Annotated in this window: 13 protein-coding genes and 1 pseudogene; 7 read left to right on the forward strand and 7 right to left on the reverse strand. The window is 72.8% G+C overall.

Going from position 1 to position 18985, the window contains the following annotated elements:
* Positions 1 to 41 precede the first annotated feature (41 nt).
* The 3 genes from AB0K14_RS13280 to AB0K14_RS13290 all read right to left on the reverse strand — a co-directional run bounded on the left by AB0K14_RS13280 (position 42) and on the right by AB0K14_RS13290 (position 3731).
* Positions 42 to 2066: a molybdopterin cofactor-binding domain-containing protein gene (locus AB0K14_RS13280; RefSeq protein WP_360450152.1), complete on the reverse strand. Its 2025-nt coding sequence runs from the start codon at positions 2064 to 2066 to the stop codon at positions 42 to 44.
* Positions 2063 to 2533 (reverse strand): (2Fe-2S)-binding protein, encoded by a 471-nt coding sequence (locus AB0K14_RS13285; RefSeq protein ID WP_360450155.1) that lies wholly within the window; start codon positions 2531 to 2533, stop codon positions 2063 to 2065. The genes AB0K14_RS13280 and AB0K14_RS13285 overlap by 4 nt, the downstream gene beginning before the upstream one ends.
* Positions 2534 to 2648: 115 nt before the next feature.
* On the reverse strand, positions 2649 to 3731 hold the full coding sequence (locus AB0K14_RS13290) for a substrate-binding domain-containing protein (protein ID WP_360450158.1): 1083 nt from the start codon (positions 3729 to 3731) through the stop codon (positions 2649 to 2651).
* Between the two features lie 210 nt (positions 3732 to 3941).
* Here AB0K14_RS13290 and AB0K14_RS13295 point away from each other — a divergent pair, with 210 nt between their 5' ends.
* The 3 genes from AB0K14_RS13295 to AB0K14_RS13305 all read left to right on the forward strand — a co-directional run bounded on the left by AB0K14_RS13295 (position 3942) and on the right by AB0K14_RS13305 (position 8091).
* Positions 3942 to 5420 (forward strand): glycoside hydrolase, encoded by a 1479-nt coding sequence (locus AB0K14_RS13295; RefSeq protein WP_360450161.1) that lies wholly within the window; start codon positions 3942 to 3944, stop codon positions 5418 to 5420.
* Entirely contained in the window at positions 5417 to 6808 is a 1392-nt protein-coding gene (locus tag AB0K14_RS13300) for a BNR repeat-containing protein (protein ID WP_360450164.1), read from the forward strand. Before AB0K14_RS13295 ends, AB0K14_RS13300 begins: the two co-directional genes overlap by 4 nt.
* Before the next feature lie 86 nt (positions 6809 to 6894).
* Positions 6895 to 8091: an FAD-dependent oxidoreductase gene (locus AB0K14_RS13305; protein ID WP_360450167.1), complete on the forward strand. Its 1197-nt coding sequence runs from the start codon at positions 6895 to 6897 to the stop codon at positions 8089 to 8091.
* Here the strand turns inward: AB0K14_RS13305 and AB0K14_RS13310 are convergent.
* Positions 8060 to 8869, reverse strand: a complete 810-nt coding sequence (locus AB0K14_RS13310) for a transglycosylase SLT domain-containing protein (RefSeq protein ID WP_360450169.1) — start codon at positions 8867 to 8869, stop codon at positions 8060 to 8062. The two genes, AB0K14_RS13305 and AB0K14_RS13310, sit on opposite strands and share 32 nt — an antisense overlap.
* A gap of 759 nt (positions 8870 to 9628) precedes the next feature.
* Here AB0K14_RS13310 and AB0K14_RS13315 point away from each other — a divergent pair.
* Entirely contained in the window at positions 9629 to 12355 is a 2727-nt protein-coding gene (locus AB0K14_RS13315; protein WP_360450172.1) for a hypothetical protein, read from the forward strand.
* 192 nt (positions 12356 to 12547) lie between these two features.
* Here the strand turns inward: AB0K14_RS13315 and AB0K14_RS13320 are convergent, their stop codons facing one another.
* The 3 genes and pseudogenes from AB0K14_RS13320 to AB0K14_RS13330 all read right to left on the reverse strand — a co-directional run bounded on the left by AB0K14_RS13320 (position 12548) and on the right by AB0K14_RS13330 (position 15563).
* A complete protein-coding gene (locus AB0K14_RS13320; protein WP_360450175.1) occupies positions 12548 to 13339 on the reverse strand; it encodes an SDR family oxidoreductase in 792 nt (263 codons plus the stop codon).
* 209 nt (positions 13340 to 13548) lie between these two features.
* Positions 13549 to 14912 (reverse strand): annotated as a pseudogene (locus tag AB0K14_RS13325) (MFS transporter).
* Between the two features lie 21 nt (positions 14913 to 14933).
* Positions 14934 to 15563: a LysE family translocator gene (locus AB0K14_RS13330; protein ID WP_360450178.1), complete on the reverse strand. Its 630-nt coding sequence runs from the start codon at positions 15561 to 15563 to the stop codon at positions 14934 to 14936.
* 210 nt (positions 15564 to 15773) lie between these two features.
* Here AB0K14_RS13330 and AB0K14_RS13335 point away from each other — a divergent pair, with 210 nt between their 5' ends.
* The 3 genes from AB0K14_RS13335 (at position 15774) to AB0K14_RS13345 (ending at position 18951) form a co-directional block, all read left to right on the forward strand.
* Positions 15774 to 16322: a hypothetical protein gene (locus tag AB0K14_RS13335; RefSeq protein ID WP_360450181.1), complete on the forward strand. Its 549-nt coding sequence runs from the start codon at positions 15774 to 15776 to the stop codon at positions 16320 to 16322.
* A 9-nt stretch (positions 16323 to 16331) separates the two neighbouring features.
* Positions 16332 to 17537, forward strand: coding sequence for an ROK family transcriptional regulator (locus AB0K14_RS13340; RefSeq protein WP_360450183.1), 1206 nt, complete (start codon positions 16332 to 16334; stop codon positions 17535 to 17537).
* Between the two features lie 232 nt (positions 17538 to 17769).
* On the forward strand, positions 17770 to 18951 hold the full coding sequence (locus tag AB0K14_RS13345; RefSeq protein WP_360450186.1) for an ROK family transcriptional regulator: 1182 nt from the start codon (positions 17770 to 17772) through the stop codon (positions 18949 to 18951).
* Positions 18952 to 18985 lie beyond the last annotated feature (34 nt).

The following is an 18985-nucleotide window of genomic DNA, read 5'->3' on the forward strand; positions in this document are numbered from 1 at the left end:
CGCAGAGGATAGGTCGACGCGATCGGGGCGCCCGCTGATTTTCAGCCCACCTCGACCCCCACCGGCATACCCGTGACGGGCCGTCCGGTGACGAACGCGACGGCCGCCGCCGCGGGCGGGAAGGCCAGCTCGCCCAGCCCGCCGATCGGGGCGTCCGACCGCACGAGCACCACGTCGATGTCCGGCGCCTGGTCGATGCGCGCCCACGCGTAGTCGCGGAACGACGACTGCACGACCCGCCCGTCCCGCACGGTGATCTGCGCGCCGGAGACCGTCGACACCGCGTCCATCACGCCGCCCTCGACCTGGGCGCGCACCCCGGACGGGTGCAGCACCGGGCCGACGTCGACCGCCGCGGTCACCCGGCGCAACCGGCCGTCGGAGCCGTCGGCGATCACCGCGATCACCGACCCGTAGTCGTCGTGGCACGCCACACCGCGGGTGGCACCGGGCCGCACGCCACCCGCCCGTTCCACCGCCGCGTCCAGCACCCGGCGCAGGCGTGAGTCGGCGGGCAGCAGCCGCCGACGCAGGTCGACCTGGTCGAGCCCGGCCCGGTGGCCGAGCTCGCCGAGGAAGCTCTCCTCGGCGTACTGGAACTGCCCGGCGTAGACCGCGCGCCAGAAGCCGGTGCGCAGCGGGGCGTCCCGCAGCGTCACGTCGACCCGGCCCGGCACCGAGTACGGGAAGTGGTCCCCGGCGGCCTTGATGATGGCGGGGTTGTTGAAGAACGGCATGATGGTCAACGGCCAGGTGGCGATCCCGTGCGCCCGCCACGTCGGCACGCCCGAGGCGTCGACCACGGCGGACAGCCGGTGCACCGACATCGGCCGGTACGAGTCGTGCCGCATGTCGTCGTCACGGGTCCAGAGCACGCTCACCGGCGCGCCCGCCGCCCGTGAGCAGGCGACGGCCTCCAGCACCGGGTCCGGCTCGATCCGCCTGCCGAACGCGCCGCCCGTCAACGTCGGCTCGACCCGCACGTCCGCCTGGTCGAGCCCGAACTGCCCGGCGAGCATCGCCCGCAGCGTTCCCGGGTCCTGCGTGGGCGTCCACACGGTGATGCCGGTCGCGGTCACGTGGGCGGTGGAGTTCATGGGTTCCATCGGCGCGTGCGCCAGCAGGGGCAGCTTGTAGGTGGCCTCGAACGCCACCGGCCCCGGCGCCGCGGGCACGGCGGGCAGCGCGGTCTCCAGCTCCGCGAGCCACTGCCGGCTGTCCGCGGTCGGCGTGCCGCCGCGCCAGGTCACGCGCAACGCCTCGCGCCCGCGCAGCGCCTCGGGCATCGACCGGGCGATCACCGCCACGCCGCCCTGCCCGGACGTGGCCGGGTCGAGCGCCGTCACCGCGACCACGCCGGGCACCGCGCGTGCGGCGCTGTCGTCCACCGCGTCGACCGTCGCGCCGATCCACGGCGGCCGGGCCACGACGGCGACCAGCGCACCCGGCGGGCGGGTGTCGATGCCGTAGCGGGCCTTGCCGGTGACGATCGCCTTCGCGTCCACTCGGCCGGCGCGCGTGCGGCCCAGCAGGCGCCACCGCTCGGGCGGGGTCAACGTCACCGGCACGGTCGTCGGGTCCAACGCCGCCGCGTCCCGCACCAGGCTCCCGTACCGCAGCACGCGGCGACCGTGGCGGACCGCGCCGTCGCGGGCCGTGCACTCCTCGACCGGCACGCCCCACCGCCGCGCCGCGGCCGCGACCAGCAGGCAGCGGGCGGTCGCGGCGGCCCGGCGCACCGGTTCGCTGAGCTGCCGTGCGGAGAACGAGTTGCCCACGCCCTGCGAGCCGAACCGGGCCGTGTCGCCGTGGGCCTGCTCCGGCCGGACGTCGTCCGGGCCGACCATCAGCTCCTCGGCGACCAGCAGCGCGACCATCGTGCGCACGCCCTGCCCCGAGTCCGGCTTGGGCACGGTCGCGGTGATCCGGCCGCGGTCGTCCAACCGGACGAAGACGTTGGGCGCGAACTCGTCCGCCGCCGACGCCACACCGGCGACGTCCGTCAACGTCATCGGCACGGATACGACCAGCGCACCACCGAGGAACGTCCGCCGACTGACCCTCATCGCCGGCCCCGCGTCAACTGCGCGGCCCGGCGCACGGCGGCGCGCACCCGCGTGTAGGTGCCGCACCGGCACACGTTGTCGCGCAGGGCCTCGTCGATCTCGGCGTCGTCCGGGTCCGGGTTGGTCGCCAGCAGCGCGACCGTCGACATGATCTGGCCCGGCTGGCAGTAGCCGCACTGGGCGACGTCCAGCTCCAGCCAGGCCTGCTGCACCGGGTGGTCACCGTCCTCCGACAAGCCCTCGATGGTCGTGATGCGCCTGCCCTGCGCCTCGGCCACGGTGGTGACGCACGGCCGCGCCGCCTCACCGTCCACAAGGGACGTGCAAGCGCCGCACGCGCCCACCCCGCACCCGTACTTCGGGCCCAGCAGGCCCAGTTGTTCCCGCAACGCCCACAGCAGCGGCGTCCGCGCGTCCACGTCCACCTCGCGCCGTTCGCCGTTGACGTGCAACCGGTATCGCGCCACCGCGGCCTCCTCCACGTTCGGCCTGCCCTCATCGTGGTGGGGTCTCGATCGGTCGGCAATCAATCGTTCAGCCCCTGGACGATGGCACCGGTACGGCCGACAGGCGGTTGTGCGCCTACTCCGGCCGGCCACGCGGTGTCCCGCACGACTCGCGCACGGTCAGGCTCGGCCACAGGGCGACCCGGTGCACGGGCCGGTCGAGGGGGTCGGCGGCGCGGGCCAGGGCCAGTTGCGCGGCCAGCGCGCCGAGCCGGTGCTTCTGCGGCCGCACGGCGGTCAACGGCGGGTCGGAAGCAGCGGCCACCTCGTCGTCGTACGACACGACAGCGAGGTCGCGCGGGACGTCCAGGCCCCGGTCACGGGCACGTTCGAGCAGGTCGATGGCCTCGCGGTCGGCGTGCACCAGCAACGCCCGCACCCCGGCCCGCACGCACCGGTCCAGCACGTCGTCGCACGCCCGCGCCCACCCCGGCGACCCGTACGACGGCACGTCCACCGCCGGCACCCCGTCCACCGGCATGTCCAGCGACGACACGGCCGCCGCCCACCCGGCCCGGATCGCCGCCTGGTGCGGGCTCAGCCGCGACAGCACCAGGCCCACGGTGCGGTGCCCCAAAGACGCCAGGTGCCGCACGGCCAGGCCCGCACCGAGCGCGTGGTCGGTGACGGCGGCGTCCAGCCCGATCGTCGGCAGTTCCGGCGGCGGCATCCGTTCGATCAGCACCACCGGCACGGTCAACCCGCCCAGCCAGCGCATCAGGTCGAGCCCGGCGGGCCCGGTGGTGCTCGGCGCGACCAGCAACGCCTGCACGCCGCGTTCGAGCAGCCGCACCACCTGCCGCCGGTCCTCGGCCGCGTCGTAGCACGACGTGCGCAACGCCAACCGCCCGCCCGCGGTGGTGACGGCGGCCTGCGCGCCCTGGATCACGGCGGGCCAGTAGTAGTCCTCGGACGGCGTGACCATGCCCACCAGGAGGTTCACCGTGCGGGCCGTCGGTGGTGGCGGGTCGCCGTGGTGGGGCATGGTGATGCCGCCGTGCACCCGGGACACCAGCCCGCGGTCGGCCAGGGCGGTCACGTCGCGGCGGACCGTCACCGCCGTGACGCCCAGCCGGTCCACCAGGTCCGCGAGCCGGACCACCCCGTGCTCCCTCACCGCCGCGAGGATCAGTTCACGCCGCTGCACCGCGAGTCGCATGTCGGTCCCGATCGACTTTGATCGTTCCTGTTCGGTTCGTTGACCTTGGACTATGCCACGGACTGAAATGGCTCTACATCACTCCAGCAGGGGGATCGCCACACCGTCTCGGTTGGGCCACGTGTACGCCGCCACCGTGCGCCTGACGCCCTCTGGACACCGCCGGGAGCACCCGGCACACCGAGTTCACCTTCTGACGAGGAGATTGGCGTGGACCCATCGGGAAGGCTCACCCGACGAACACTGCTCGCGGCGGCCGGCGTCACGGTCGCGGGCGGCGCGCTCGGTGCCGGCGTGGCCGCAGCCGACGCCACCATCGGCGTCGACCCAGCCGCCAACCAGGGCACCTGGGAGGGTTGGGGCACGTCGTTGGCGTGGTGGGCGAACGTGTTCGGTGACCGGGACGACTTCGCCGACCTGTTCTTCACCACCGGGACCGTGACCTACAACGGCGTCGCGCTGCCGGGCCTCGGCATGAACATCGCCCGCTACAACCTGGGGGCGTCGAGCTGGAACGCGGTGAACGGCGAGCGGATGGTCGCCTCGCCCAACATCCCGCGGTTCAAGCAGATCGAGGGCTTCTGGCAGGACTGGAACAACGAGGACCCGGCCTCGGCGGCGTGGAACTGGAACGCCGACGCCAAGCAGCGCGCGGCCCTGGTCAAGGCGACCCAGCGGGGCGCGATGAGCGAGCTGTTCGCGAACTCGCCGATGTGGTGGATGTGCAACAACCATAACCCTTCCGGCGCGGCGAACGCGGCCGACACCAACCTCCAGTCCTGGAACCACCGCCAGCACGCCCACCACCTCGCGGTCACCGCACGCCGGGCCCGCGACCAGTGGGGCGTCACCTTCCGCACCGTCGACCCGTTCAACGAGCCGTCCTCGAACTACTGGCACGCCAACGGCACCCAGGAGGGCTGCAAGATCGACGCCACCACCCAGCGCAGCGTGCTGGCGCACCTGCGCACCGAGCTGGACCGGCAAGGCCTGACCGGCACGTGGGTCTCGGCGTCCGACGAGACCAGCTACGACCTCGCCCGCACGACGTGGAACAGCTTCGACGCCGCCACCAAGGGACGCGTGCGCCAGGTCAACGTGCACGGCTACCAGGGCCTGAGCGGCCGCCGCGACCTGCTGGGCAACGACGTGCGCGCCGCGGGCAAGGTGCTGTGGAACACCGAGCACGGCGACAGCGACGGCTCGGGCATGCAGACGGCCCGGTGCCTGCTGATGGACTTCCGCTGGCTCAAGCCGACCGCCTGGTGCTACTGGCAGGTCATGGACCCCACGGCCGGTTGGGGCGCCATCCGGTACGACGGCAACGCGGGCCAGGCGGGCGCGGTGGAGACCAAGCTGTACGTGCTGGCCCAGTTCACCCGCCACATCCGACCCGGCATGAGGATCCTCGGCACCGGCGTCGACTACGCCGTGGCGGCGTACGACGCGGCCGCGCGCCGGCTGGTGGTCGTGGCGGCCAACGTGGGCGCCGCGCAGACGTTGACGTTCGACCTGTCCCGGTTCGGCCAGGCGCCCGACGGCGTGGTCACCCGGTGGTCGACGCTCACCTCCGGCTCGGGCGACCGGTACACCCGGCGGCAGGACGTGCGGGTGGCCGGGAAGGTCGTGCGGGTGCCGTTCGCGGCGGGCTCGGTGCAGACGTTGCAGGTCGACGGGGTGGTCCTGTGAAGGCGCCGCTGGTGGCGGCGGTCGTGCTCGCCGCGTCCTTGGTGCAGCCGGGTGTGGCGAACGCCGCGCCGGGCGTCACCCTGCTGTCCGACACCCTGCTCGACCAGTCGGCGCTGTACTTCGTCTCCTACGACGGCCTGGTCAACAACAACGCGTTCCAGGACGCCCTGATCACCTACAACGGCCACCAGTACGCGGCCTGGTACACCTCCGCGCGCAACGCGGTCATCGCGCGGAGACCGCTGGGCGGCGAGTGGGAGAAGGCGGTGCTGCCGCACCGGCTGAGCACCGACGACTCGCACAACGTGATCTCGCTGGGCATCTCGCCCCAGGACGGCACCCTGCACGTCGCGATGGACACCCACAACACGCGCTTGCACTACTCGAAGTCGGTGGCGGGCCTGGCGTCGCAGCCCGGGTCGCACCGCTGGTCCCCGTCGGTCTTCGGGACCGTGCAGCGGACCTTGGGCGGCGTCGAGCTGGGCAACATGACCTACCCCCAGTTCGTCGTCACACCCGAGGGAGCGTTGCAGTTCAGCTACCGCACCGGCGGCTCGGGCAACGGCGTGAACGAGTTGGCCGAGTACACCGGCGGCACGTGGCGGCGGTTGGGCGCGTGGTCGTCCGCGACCGGCAACTACACCGGGCCGAACGGCGTCGTGTCCACCACCCGCAACATGTACCTGCACGGCCTCACCTACGACCGGCGCGGTCGGCTGCACGCGGCGTTCACCTGGCGCGAGGGCAACGCGGGCGTGCTGTGCAACCGGGGCGGCCTGACCAACCACGACACCGGGTACGTCTACAGCGACGACCGGGGCCGGACGTGGCGCAACGCGGCGGGCGCGGTCATCGGCAACACGGGCGGCACGCGGGTGTCGGTCGGCTCGCCGGGCCTGGTCGCCGACCCGCTCGACCCGAACCACGGTCTGATGAACCAGGAGGGGCAGGGCGCGGACTCCACCGGCACGCCGCACGTGGTGATCAGCTACGTGCCGGGCCGGTTCACGCAGTGCGTGTCGAACTACGCGCAGCAGCGCACGCAGTACGGCCGGACGTTCCACGTGGTGCGCAACTCGAACGGGACGTGGACCAAGCGCGAGGTCCCCGTGCCGCCCGGCAGCACCCAGCGCACGAAGCTCGTCTTCGACCGGTCCGACAACGCCTACCTGGTGATGCCGCGGGGCCGGATCGTGTCGGCGAGCCGTGCCAGTGGCTGGACCGACTGGACGCTCGTCTTCGACCGGCCGTCGATGAACGCGTTCGGCGAGGTCAACGTCGACACGTCCAGGCTGGCGGTCGACGGGGTGCTGTCCTTGCAGTACCAGCAGCGCTCCAGCGGCACCACGCCGTCGCCGATCCGGGTGGCCGACTTCCGGCTCGGCTGAGCGCGGGGTGATCCGCCTCACGCCTGTCACAACGACCGGTGCCGCGGTGTCTCAAGGCCGGAAGTTCCGGAACCAGAGGAGGCACCGTGGCTACGAGCACCGATGTCGTCGTGATCGGCGGCGGGTACGCCGGTGTCATGGCGGCCAACCGCCTGACGCGAGGCGACGGCGTGACCGTGACCCTGATCAACCCGCGTCCCGAGTTCGTCGAGCGGATCCGCCTGCACCAGTTCGTGGGCGGGTCCGACGACGCGGTGGTCGACTACCGGGAGGTGCTGGCCGAGGGCGTCCGGCTGGTGGTCGACACCGTGACCCGGATCGACGCGCCCGCGCGCACCCTCACGTTGGCGGCCGGCGACGTGGTCGGCTACGACTACCTGATCTACGCGGTGGGCAGTGGCTGCGCCGACCGGCAGGTGCCGGGCGCGGCCGAGTTCGCCTACCCGATCGCGACCCTGGAGGACGCGCGGCGGCTGCGACCGGCCCTCGACGCCGTGCCCGCGACGGCCGCGGTGACCGTGGTCGGAGCCGGTCCGGCCGGTATCGAGACCGCCGCCGAACTGGCCGAGGCGGGCCGTGCGGTGACCCTGGTCTGCGGCGGGGTGCTCGGCCCGTACCTGCACCACCGCGGTCGACGCGCGGTCGCCAAGCGGCTGGCCGCGCTCGGCGTGACCGTGCTCGACGGTGACGGCACGACCGTGACGGCGGTGACGCGCGAGGCCGTGCGGCTCGACGGCGGCCGGGAACTGCCGAGCGAGGTGACCGTCTGGACCGCCGGGTTCGGCGTGCCCGACCTGGCCGCGCGCAGCGGGTTGAGCACCGACGCCCTGGGCCGCCTGCGCACCGACGAGACGTTGACCAGCGTGGACGACCCGCACATCGTCGCGGCCGGCGACTCGGCGGCGCCGTCGGACCTGCCGCTGCGGATGAGCTGCCAGGCCGCGATGCCACTGGGCGCGCGGGCCGCGGACACGGTGCTCAGCCGGATCGCCGGCGAGCGGCCCGAGACCCTCAACCAGGTGTTCGCCGGCCAGTGCATCAGCCTGGGCCGAGGCGGCGGCATCTTCCAGTTCGCCCACCGGCACGACGTCGCGCTGTGGTTCCACGTCGACGGTCGCCTCGGCGCGCGGGTCAAGGAGTTCGTGTGCCGCGGCATCGTCAAGCACCTGGCAGGCGAGGCGCGCCAGCCCGGTTCGTACCGCTTGCACCGCGTACCGGGAGGTTCGAAGCGCGCCGAACTGCTGCGCGGGGTCAGTACCCGACGTACCCGGTACCCGCGTTGATCCCGACCAGGCCGGGGTGCCTGGCGAAGCCGCCGTAGCGCGCGTAGGTGTAGCGGACGCCCGCGATGATGTTGTCGACCGGGGCGTAGATGTCGTTGTAGCCGGGCAGCTTGTACGACTGGAACGTCGGGTCGATGCACTGCATCAGGCCCTTGGAGGGCGTGCCGCGGGCGGCGTTGGAGTCCCAGGTGTTGACGGCGTTGGGGTTGCCGTTGGACTCCTTGACGATGATCGTGTAGATCTCGTCGACGCTGTTCTCGTCGATCGGGGTGCCGTTGGCGGCCAGGACCTTGATGGCCTCGCGGATCCAGCCCTCGACCTGGCGCTGCTTCGGTGGCTTGCGCGCCTCCGCCGCCGCCCGGGCCTCCTCCGCCGCCTTCTCCTCGGCCGCCTTGCGCGCCGCGTACCCGTCCTGCGCCACGCCGCTGGCCTGGTTGAACGTCTGGAGCGCGTTCAGCTGCTCCTGGCGGATGATCCGGGCGGTCTCCGAGCCGAGGTCGACCGCGTGGACGGTGTCGACCTTGCCGGTGCGGACGGTGTCGTCCGGCACGCCGCCGAAGTCGGCGCCGCCGGCCATCGGGCTGAACGGGCCGCTCATCGCGTGGGCCGCGGCCCCGGCGCCGGACACGATGCCGACGGCCACCGCGACGCCGGCGATGCGTCGGGGGAGCACCCGCTCCGCCTCGGCCCGGTGCGCGCCCTTGTAGCCGGGCGGCGGGGTGGGTACCTGGAACGTGGTCTGGCCGTGTTTGTTCTTGTGACGGACGTGCCGAGCCAAGGGTGCAGCCTCCTGCGGTCGGGGAACTCCGTCACCGGACCTGGCGGGGGATCCAGGCGGACTTGGGCCGTATCGGGGGATGTCGGGCCCGTGTCCCTTCGGTGATGGAACCGTGATCTGCGGCCGAGAACGTAACCGTTCGTGTTTTGAGGAGGCAAGCACTGGGCGGCAATGGGTGACTCTCGTCACGTTTGCGGGTGAGCGCCGCTACGCTCTGTTGCCTGGGTCGTCACTCTGGTGTCAGAACGGTAACGGCCGGGGAAGCGGCGCGGCCCTGAACGGCGTGAACCCCGGGCTCACCGCCACGTCCACGCCCGTCAGCGGGTCGTGGGAGAGCTGCCAAGCGGGCCCGAGCGCGGCCACAGCCCACCCGGCACCACCACCCGGCACCACCACTCAGTCCCGCGCCGTCGGTCTCTTCGTCATAGCGACGGACACCGCCTGCCGTCCATAGCGACGGACACCGCCTGCCGTCGCGGTGTGACGACCAGTCCGGGGGCACGGCCAGGAGCGGCACTCCGGACCTGCGCAGGGCGACGCTCTACCCGCTCCGCCGCGTTCACCGGGCCGTTTCGCGCCATCCCGCACGAACCCGGACCACCGGGGGTGCCGTGACCGCCACCCCGAACCCGCAAGACTGCGGTGACATGGGGAAACAGTGGCGAAACCGCCCGAACCGGACGGCCCCGGCGGCTACAGTCGGAAGTCCTGCGTCACGCCGGAGAGGGTGCGACGAGGCTGGTCCGCACGAGGAGTCCGGTGGCCGAAGACGGTGCAGGGCAGGGTTTTTCGTCGGTCGAGGTCGTGGACGAGCTGGTCAAGCTCCTCCAGGACCTCACCGAACGACCGAGGTTCGGCGAGCTGCCCGGCCGCCGGGCGGGCGCGCGGGCGGGTGGCGATCGGGGCATCCCGCTGGTCTGCCTGGTCCGCGGCAAGCAGGCCGAGGGCCTGCTCGGCGCGCTCCGCTCGCACCTGCGCGGCGCGCACCCCGGCCGCGTGCCGCACGCCTACCACCGCTTCCCCGAACCGCGACCGGACGTCGTCACGCCCGAGCCCGCCACGGTCGAGGCGGTCGGTGCGGTGCTGGTGCACATCGCCCGCGAGCTGGCCCACGGCGCCAACGACCGCTACGGGCGGCACGAGTTCCGCCGCTTCGAACTCGTCTACTGGCTGATGAACCAGCGCGTGGACGGCTCGAACGCGGAGTCGGCCGCGACGTTGCTGACCCGATTACGGGAACGGGACCTGAGCCGCCGCAGCGGTGACGACCTGAAGGACGTGCTGGACAACGCCGCGGAGACCGCGCCGTGGTGGGTGCGGCTGGTGGTGCGCCTGGTGCCGTCCTTCCTGTTCCGGGCGAAGCTGCGCGGGCTCGTGCCGGGCAGCGAGTACCGGTGGCTGCTGCGTCAGCCCTACCTCGCGCCGCACGACCCGGGCACGTTCATCGGCTTCGCCGAGCGGCTCACGTCGGCGCTGGTGCCCGGCCAGAGCGCCGAGCCGCGCGAGGACACCGGCCAGCTGGCGAAACTGCTGGTCAACGCGTTCCTGGAGGACGTGCGCCACGCCTACCGGCGGTCGTGGTGGCGGATCAGGTCGGCCCGCCGCACGGTGTACCCGGTGGTGCTGCTGGACGGCATCCGCCGCGACAACGGCGGCTACGCCGTGCTGAAGATCATCAACGACGTCCGCAACGACACCGGCGCGTTCGACCCGCTGGTGATCATCAGCGGCAGCGCCAAGGTGCCGCCGGACGCGGAGAACACGGCCGAACGCGCGCCGGCGCCGGTCGGCCAGGCCGTCCACGCCTACGAGACGTGGGCCCGCAAGCTGGCCACCGACAGCCGCGCCCGCCGCCCCACCGCCTGGTTCCTGCCGTTGCAGGTGCCGGACGTCTCCTTCGTGCGGGGCGAGGTGCCGCCCACGGCCACGTTGTCGGTGCGCCAGGCACCGGTCTGGTCGCGGACCCCGGTGCTGGTGGTCGTCGTGCTGCTGCTGCTCGCGTCGGTCGCCACGGTCGGCTACCGGCACGTGCGCGGGATCAACGCCGCGAACGAGCAGTGGCGCTACGAGCACTGCGGGCTCGACCAGGACAACCCCGACGCGCACACCCTCAAGCGGATCGGCGACGACTGCGTGGGCGTCACCACGGGCCACGTGCCGTTGTTCGGCCAGGCCGACGGCGAGGACCTCAAGCGCTTCAACCGGATCCAAGAGCTGATCGTGGACCAGAACCGGCGGGTGCTGGAGGCGCACGCGCGCGACGCCACCCGCCCCTACGCGACCGTGGTGTACGTGTCGGCGATGAGCGCCGGCCGCGACGCGCTGGCCAGCAACACCGCCCGGCTGGTCGGCGTCGCGGCCCGCCAGGCGCGGCTGCTCGACCGCACCGACTCCGACGACCCGCTGATCCGGGTCCTGCTCAGCAACGCCGGGTCGGCCATGCAGCACGGTGAGGTGGTCGCCGACAAGCTCCGGTCGATGCTGGAGCACGACAAGAGCATCATCGGTGTGGTCGGCATGGCGTTGAGCAGCACGCCGACCAGGAACACCATCACCGCGCTGGGCGAGGTCGGCCTGCCGGTGGTCGCCGCGACGCTGTCGGACGACGCCATGCCCACCGCGTCCCGGATGTACTTCCAGGTCTCGCCGACCAACGACCGCCAGGCCCAGGTCGCGGCAGGGCACGTGCGCGCGGCGCACCCCGGCAAGCGGGGCGTGGTGATCGTGCACTCCAGCGCCGAGGAGGACTCCTACGCGGACAACCTGCGCGTCGACGTGGCCAAGAGGTTCGGCGAGCAGGGGTTGCGGGTGCGCGAGGAGCCGTACCGCCCGGTGACGGCCGAGCAGGGCTCCGACGCCAGGCGCCTCGGCCAGGACCTGTGCGCCGTGGGCGACGAGGACGTGGTGTTCTTCGCGGGCAGGCCGGCGGACTTCGGCAAGCTGATGGACGGGCTGAGCGCCGGGTGCAAGAACGACCCGCCGTCCCTGCTCGCCGGTGACGACGTCGCCCGTTACGCGGCCGACGACACGTTGCGCGGGCAGCACCCCGAGATCCCGTTCGAGTACGTCTCGTTCGCGATCGGCGCCCAGGGCTGCGCGGCGGCGACCGAGATGCACCAGTCGTTGCGCGAACTCCTGCCGGAGGAGTGCGAGGGCGGCGCGAACCCGTCGCTGGACGGCCACGCCGCCCTCACCTACGACGCGCTGTACCTCTTCGTGCACGCCATGATCCAGCTGGGGAGGATCCCCGTCTCGCCGGGCCACATCTGGAAGGAGATGGGTGACATCGGCGGGGCGAGGGCGTTGTCCGGCGAGAGCGGCGTGATCGACTTCGGCGGCGGCCAGGTGCCGATCGACAAGTTCCTGGCCGTGCTCCGGGTGTCCGACGGCGAGCCGCCCACCGTCCTGGCCTCGTGCGGCGACTACCCGAACCGGCAGGACGTCGACCTCCGCCGCGCCCCGTGGTGCCCGACGACGCCACGCTGACCCATCCCGCGTCGACCCGCCGTGCGCCCGGACGTGGGCGGTAGTCGCCTGCTGCCACACGACACCGTGCCGCCGGACCACCCGGCTACTCGGCCACCCGGACCGCCGGCCACTCGGCCGACCAGACCACTCGGCCACTCAGACCACCCGGCCACCCGGCCGACCGGATCGGCAGGTCGGACGACGCCGCTGTCAGTCGTCCAGGCTGCCCATCGTCAGGTTGACGGTCGTCCCCGTCATGCCGCTCGCCCTGTCGGAGGCCAGGAAGACGGCGGTGTCCGCCAACTCCGCGAACGTCATCAGCCGCCGCGGGTGGGTCCTGGCCGCGAGGAAGCCCGGCCACTGCTCCCAGGTCATCCCCGTTGCCGCGGCGCGTTCCTCGAAGGCTTCCCTGATCGCGGGCGTCTCCGGGATGGCCTGTGGCCGCAGGCCGACCACGCGCACGCCGTGGGGCGCGAGTTCGGCGGACAGGCTCCGGGTGAGCCCTTCCTTGGCGGCCATCGCCGGACCGTAGCCGCCGACCAGGGGGATGCCCGTGCGCGAGTGGAGCGCGGTGACGGTCATGATCACGCCGGACTTCTGCTCGACCATCCGCCGGGCCGCGGTGCGCGCGGTCAGGAAGTACGAGGTCACGTAGCTCGTGATCGGCAGGGAGAACCGCTCGACGTCCAGGTCGGTCATGGGCACGCCCAGGATGCCCGCGTTCGGTATCCCGATCGCGTTGAACGAGATGTCGACGCGTCCCGCCTTCTCGACCACGGACCGGAAGTGCTCCTCCACGGCCTGCTCGTCGAGCGCGTCGACCTCCGCCGCCTCGGCGGACCCGCCGGCCGAGGCGATGTCCTTGGCGACGACCTCGACGGGGGCCAGGCGGCGTCCGGTGAGGAAGACTGCGGCCCCCTCGGCGGCGAACGCGCGTGCGACCGCGCCGCCGATCGCCCCTCCGGCTCCGTAGACCACCGCGACCTTGTCGTTCAGCATCATCTCTGCTCCCTCTCGCGCACGGAGCCCGGACCGGTAGCCGGAACCGCTCGTCCATCGAGGCCGTGGCCACCGCGACCGTAGACCAGGCGCGTCACCCCGGTCTTGAGCGCAGACCGGGACGGAACCCCCGTGCCGTTGCCGCGGTGGGCCCCGTTCTCGCGGGTGGTTGCCGCGTGACCAAGCCGCTCGACGCAAGGCCGAAGGCCGGTTCAGCCACGCGCGGTGGCGGCCGGGGGATCAGGTCGGGTGGCGCCGTCCGCGCGGCGGAACGACAGCGCGATGACGCCCGCGAGCGCCATGAACGCCGCGACCACCCACATGCCGGCCCGGAAGTTGCCGGTCAGGCCCTGGAGCCACCCCGCGAGGTAGGGCCCGCGAAACCGGCGAGGTTGCCGAACGAGTTGATCAGCGCGATGCCCGCGGCGGCCCCGACGCCGACCAGGAACGAGTTCGGCAGCTGCCAGAACACCGGGATCGCGGCGAACACGCCGATCGCGCAGACCGTGACGGCCGCCATCACCAGCAGCGGCGAGTCGAGGTACAGCGCGGCGGCGATCGCGGCGGCGCCGACGAACGCGGCGGCGCCGACGAACGCGGCGATCGCGACGTGCCACGCCCGTTCGCCGGTGTGGTCGGAGTGCCGTGCCCACAACACCATCGCGACCGCCGCGAAGGCGTAGGGAACGGCGGTGACCAGCCCGATCTCGACGATGCTGAACGTGGTGTCGAACTGCTCCTGGAAGCCCTTGATGACCTGCGGCAGGAAGAACGCCAGGACGTAGAGGCCGAAGACGATGCCGAAGTAGACGACGCTGAGGGCGAGCACGCGCGGGTTGGTCAGCGCCGACCGCGTGCCGACCTCGGCACCGACCTGCCGGGCGTCCTCGGCGTCGATGGTCGACTGGAGCGCGACGCGTTCGGCCGCGGTCAGCCACTTCGCGTCACGCGGCCGGTCGGGCAGGACGAAGAACACCGCGACACCGAGCAGCACCGACGGCAGGCCTTCGACGAAGAACATGAAGCGCCAACCCGCGTCGAAGCCGAGCACGCCGTCGCCGTGCTGCATGAGCAGGGTGGAGATCGGACCGCCGACGACCGAGGACAGCGGCACCGCCAGGAAGAAGAGGGCGACGATCTTCGCCCGTTGCGCGCGGGGGAACCAGTAGGTCAGGTACAGGATGATGCCGGGGAAGAACCCGGCCTCGGCCACGCCGAGCAGCACCCGGACGACGTAGAAGCCGACCTCGCCCTGGATGAACGCGGTGGCCGAGGCCACGACGCCCCAGGTGACCATGATCCGGGCGATCCAGACCCTGGCGCCCACCCGGTGCAGCACGATGTTGCTGGGCACCTCGAAGAAGAAGTACCCGACGAAGAACAGGCCCGCGCCGAGCCCGTAGGCGGCGGCGCTGATGCCGAGGTCGGCGTTCATGGTCAGCGCGGCGAACCCGACGTTCACGCGGTCGAGGTAGTTGAGCAGGTACAGCAGGCCGAGTAGCGGGACGAGGCGCAGGCCGGCCTTGCGCACCGCCCCCGCCGTGCGTTCCTCGGACGTGGACGTGGGGAGGTCCATCGGGTTCCGCCTCTCCGCTGGTCAGCGCTCGACGGCCAGCCGGACGCCCAGCCCGATGAACACGCCGCCGGTCGCGACGTCGATCCGGCGGCGGACCGCGTGCCTGCGCCGCAACCAGCCGCCGATGCGACCGGCCAGCACGCCGACCGCGCCGTCCACCACGAACTCCAGCACGATCAGGATGGCCCCCAGGATCGCGAACTGGAGCCAGACCCGACCGAGGTCCGGGTTGATGAACTGCGGCAGGAAGGCGATCGTGAAGGTGACCATCTTCGGGTTGAGCAGGTTGGTCGCCATCCCGGTGAGGTAGGCGCGGCGGCCGGACATGCCACCGGTCACCGCCTCGCCGACCACGGTCCGCCCGCGGTGGCGGATGGCCTGCACGCCGAGGTAGACGAGGTAGGCGGCGCCGATCGTGCGGACCACCGTGAACGCGACCGGCACCGCGGCGAACAACGCGGCCAGGCCCGCGGCGGCCACGACGACGTGGATGGCCTCGCTCGTCGCCACGCCCGCGGTGGCCAGCAGGCCTGCGCGCGGGCCGCCGCGCATCCCGCACCCGAGCACGAACAACATGTCCGGCCCTGGTGTGATCATCGCGACGACGGTGGTCAGGGTGAACAACACGAGCAGGTGCTGGTCGATCGGCATGCCTCGATGCAACCACCCGCCGGGTCGACCCGCTCGCGAATTCCCGAGGACCGGAACCCGACCGCGCCGGACGGACGTGTCGCGGACCCCCACCACGACGCGAGCCCGATCATGCCGCACGAGGGCGGGTGACGTCCGGAGTGGACGCTCCGGCGGCGGCCGGGATTGTCGGACCCCTTTGGCACCATGAGGGAGTCGAGGGGAGTCGCCGTGGCGGTGCACGTGGCGAGCAGGCGGCGGGGTGCCGCGTGGCTCGCGAGGACGCATCCGGGGGCGTCGGTGGTGGACGTGACGTCGAAGGGCCCGGAGCCGTGGGTGCGGTTGAGCCCGTTCTACCCGCACGGGGGCATACCGGTGCCGTTCACCCCGGGCGTGACGGCGCAGTCGGTGGAAGGCGTCTGGCAGGCGTTGAAGGTCTTCGAGGGCGCGGACGTCGACGCGACCAAGCTCGACGTGCGGACCATGGCCGGGCTCAAGCGCACGGTCCGGCGCTTCGGCCCGGTGCGCGGCCACCGCGAGGGGTTGACCGGTGATCGCCTCCTGTCCTACGAGCAGGCGCGTCGCGCGATCTACCTGCCCACCTACCGCTGGGTGCTGGAGCACCGGGCGGCGGCGGAGGTGGCCGCCCTCGCGGAGTTGAGCGGAGCGGGCGACGTGGTGCTGCTCGACTACACGACGAACGGCGACGTGGCGGAGCTGGGGACGCCGCTGTCCCACGCCGCCCTGATCGCCGCGCACCTGGAGGAACGCCGGCCGTAAGTTGGTGCCATGAGCAGCGCGACGGGCGGCGGCCAGCAGCCGCGGGTGGTTTCCGGCAGGCAGTCGGAGCTGTTGGCCCTTCTGCGCGACGAGGGCGCGATGTCCCGGGTGGCCCTGGGCGAACGGTTGGGACTGCCCCGCGCCAAGCTGACCGCGGAACTCGCCCGGCTGATCGACGTGGGCCTGGTCCAGGTCGGCGGGCCGGCGGCGAGCCGGGGCGGGCGGCGGTCGACGCTGGTCCACCTGGCCGACGACCTGCGCGTGCTGGGCGTCGACGTGGGCGCGACGTCGGTGACGGTCGCGGTCACGGACGGCCGCTGCGAGGTGTTGGAGAGCCGCAGCGAGGACTGCGACGTCCGCAGCGGTCCGGCGCAGGTGCTGAGCCGGGTCGCCGAGCTGGCCGACGTCGTCTACGCCAAGGCGTCGGGCCGGCTCATCGGCGCGGGCATCGGGCTGCCCGGCCCGGTGAGCTTCCGCGACGGGATGCCGGTCGCACCGCCGATCATGCCCGGCTGGGACCGCTACCCCGTGCGCGACGAGCTGGCCGGTCGCTGGGGCTGCCCGGTGACCGTGGACAACGACGTGAACGCCATGGCGCTGGGCGAGCGCCACGCGGGCGTGGCCCGGTCGCTGGAAGACCTGATCTTCGTCAAGGTCGGCACCGGCATCGGCTGCGGGATAGTCCTCGGTGGGCGGGTCTACCGGGGCGTGGCGGGCACCGCGGGCGACATCGGGCACATCCGGCTGGACGACTTCGGCCCGGCCTGCGCGTGCGGCGAGGTCGGCTGCCTGGAGGCCTACTTCGGCGGCTCGGCGCTGGCCCGTGACGCCACCACGTTGGCGCGCAGCGGGCGTTCGGTCGCGCTGGCCACCGCCCTGCACGACAAGGGCGCGCTCACCGCCGCGGACGTCGGCACCGCCGCCGCGGCGGGCGACTTCGCCGCGGCCAACCTGGTGCGCGAGGGCGGCCGCCGGCTCGGGCACGTGGTCGCGTCGCTGGTCAGCTTCCTCAACCCGGGCATGGTCGTCATCGGCGGCGGCGTGTCGGGGTTGGGCCACTCGCTGCTGGCCGAGGTGCGCAGCGCCGTCTACCGCCGTTCGCTGCCGCTGGCCACGGGCAACCTGCCCATCGTGCTGTCGGAGCTCGGCGACCTGGCGGGCGTGACGGGCGCGGCCTGGTCCGCGACCGACCGCGCGTTCTCCCCGGCCGGCTGACCCCTGCCCGTCACGATCCACCCCGCGCACGTCTCCTCCGTATTCGCGAAAGCAATCACGCCAAGGGCGACCTTCCGTCAAATCGAAGCCGACTTTTGCAGCGAGAACACAAAAGTCGGCCCAAGTTCTTGTCAGATCGCGCCGGCTACTGCCAGGATCTGCCGGAACCCACCCCGGAGCGTGAGCTGGACGACCTCGTTCGATCGAACGACCCACGAAGTCGGAGACCCGGATGCAGGCGCAGACCGAAGGCAAGCGCGAGGCCGGCCTCGCCCTCCTCCTGCGCACCCTCCGCGGCCGGGGCCCCGTGTCCCGCGCCCAGCTGGCCGCCTGGTCGGGCCTGTCCAAGGCCACCGTCTCCCTGCTCCTGGCGAACCTCGAACAACGCGGCCTGACCGAACGCGCGGGCACCGGGTCGACCCGGGGCAGGCCCGGCGAACTGGTCCGGCTGCGCCCCGGCGCGGCGTGCGGGATCGGCCTGGACATCCACCCCGGCCACCTCGGCGCGACCGTCACGGACCTGACCGGCGAGGTGCTCCTGCGCCGGCAGACCAGTTGCGACACCAGCGCACCCGAGCACGCCCTGGACCGACTCGCCGCCCTGACCCGCAAGGCCCTCGCCGACGTGCCGGGAGCGAGCTGGACGGGCATCACGGTCGCCATCCCGGGCCGGGCCGACCTGGCGGCCGGCACCGCCTCCGCCGCGTGCCTGCGCTGGCGCGAGGTGGCCGTGGTGGACGGCCTGGCCGCACGGACCGGCCTGCCCGTCGGCAGGTTCGACGTCGACAACGAGGCCAACCTCGCCGCGTACGCCGAGCACGACGCCGACCCGGTCGACCACCTCGTCTACCTCAACGGCGACCACAGCGTGACGGCGGGCGTGATCGCCAACGGCGTCCTGGTGCGCGGCGCGGACAACCACGCGGGCGAGGTGGGCCACCTGGTGCTCGACCCCCTCGGCAGCACCTACTGCGCGTGCGGCCGGCGCGGCTGCTGGGGGACGCAGGTGGGGCTGGACGCGTTCCTGCACGCCTGCGCGCCGCGGCACGACCAGGTGCACGACCCGGAGTTGGCACCGGGCGAACGCATGTCCATCCTGCGTTCCCGCGCCGAACGCGGCGACGCGCGCACCCTCGACGCGCTGCACCGCACGGCCGAGGCGCTGGCGGCGGGCATCTCGGTCCTCGCCACCCTGCTCGACCCGCAGAAGGTCGTGCTCGGCGGCTACTTCGCCGCGTTGCAGGACTGGCTGCTCCCGCCGCAGGACCGGGGGAGGACCCGGGTCATCGCCTCCACGCTCGGGTTCACCGCCGGTGGCAAGGGTGCGGCGCTGGCCGCGCTGCGCCGCGTGCTGCACGACCCGACCGTCGTGCCGGTGCGGGACCACCGTCCAGGCGAAGAGGCCCCGGCATGACCATGCTCGACCCCGCTCGGGATGACGGACACCG

This window comes from Actinosynnema sp. NPDC050801 (assembly GCF_040673975.1).
Classification (GTDB): Bacteria; Actinomycetota; Actinomycetes; order Mycobacteriales; family Pseudonocardiaceae; genus Actinosynnema.

Bases quoted from the DNA above. Each gene is read 5' to 3' on its own strand.
- AB0K14_RS13290 (WP_360450158.1), bottom strand. From the start codon at position 3,731: ATGCGACTCGCGGTGCAGCGGCGTGAACTGATCCTCGCGGCGGTGAGG.
- AB0K14_RS13280 (WP_360450152.1), bottom strand. From the start codon at position 2,066: ATGAGGGTCAGTCGGCGGACGTTCCTCGGTGGTGCGCTGGTCGTATCC.
- AB0K14_RS13320 (WP_360450175.1), bottom strand. From the start codon at position 13,339: ATGATGCTGAACGACAAGGTCGCGGTGGTCTACGGAGCCGGAGGGGCG.
- AB0K14_RS13330 (WP_360450178.1), bottom strand. From the start codon at position 15,563: ATGCCGATCGACCAGCACCTGCTCGTGTTGTTCACCCTGACCACCGTC.
- AB0K14_RS13340 (WP_360450183.1), top strand. From the start codon at position 16,332: ATGAGCAGCGCGACGGGCGGCGGCCAGCAGCCGCGGGTGGTTTCCGGC.
- AB0K14_RS13345 (WP_360450186.1), top strand. From the start codon at position 17,770: ATGCAGGCGCAGACCGAAGGCAAGCGCGAGGCCGGCCTCGCCCTCCTC.